Genomic DNA, 908 nt, shown 5'->3' on the forward strand with positions numbered 1-908 from the left:
TCCAATTCTTTGCTTCAGCTTCACGGAGTAAATTCGGTAATTCTTTAGCCGTCTCAGCGAGGCGCAAGGTACGACATTTATCTTGTAAAATTTCATAGGGATGATGATTCATTCATTTTCACCTCCAGATAAGACTTTTAAATAAATGTCTTCGGATCGTTCTGGTGCTGATAAATCTTTATACTTCTCATTCAATTCAACGATTTTAGGTGAACTTTTTTGATATTGTACAGATAATGCATGTGCAATATCCCGAAAATCATTTGCACTGGTCATTCCAAGTTTCTTCATTTCAGATAAAGCTTCCTCACAATGATTTGGGTAAATTCTGATGGCTTGTTGTAGTACTTTGAGTTGATCCACTAAATGACGTGGATATCGTTCTTTCAATTTGTGTATTAACCATTGAATATTCTCTTTATCTATGAATGTTTCTTGAATTTGATGAATTAAAAGATCTCGTTTACTTGTGCTATGTTCCCGATGGGAGGGATCTGTAATAATCAATCCTTTTCCTTCGGATATTCGGTGCTTTGCTAACTCCATCCCAGTTTCTTTCAGTCGAATAATTAACCAACCATCCTCTTCTTGTAAATAAGCAAGATTTGGGGCATCTGCTCTATATGTTCCTTTAGGAACGCTATATCGATTTCCTTCATAACGAATAACATTGTCCTTATGGATATTTCTTGTTATACTTGGAGTTGAAACATTTGCGAAAATGTAAGTACCAGAGACTTTCTTTAAGTGTTGCTTTTCCAGGGCGTGCACTTCAGAAGGTCTCTTTTTCGTATTATGATGAACTTTATAGTTTCCTGTTCTTTTCAACCAAGCGTGGCACGATTGATTCCAATCTGAAAGATGATCGAATACTCGATTTTTGCTAAAATTATTTTTTACAAATTTCA

General features: G+C 35.2%; 2 pseudogenes. Both read right to left on the minus strand.

Annotated elements, in window-relative coordinates:
* Positions 1 to 112, minus strand: a pseudogene (locus tag ACFPOH_RS17115) (ATP-binding protein); the annotation flags it as partial.
* Positions 109 to 908: pseudogene (locus ACFPOH_RS10925) on the minus strand (IS21 family transposase); the annotation flags it as partial. The pseudogenes ACFPOH_RS17115 and ACFPOH_RS10925, both read right to left, overlap by 4 nt.

Source organism: Ureibacillus suwonensis (genome assembly GCF_042655065.1).
Taxonomy (GTDB): domain Bacteria; phylum Bacillota; class Bacilli; order Bacillales_A; family Planococcaceae; genus Ureibacillus; species Ureibacillus suwonensis.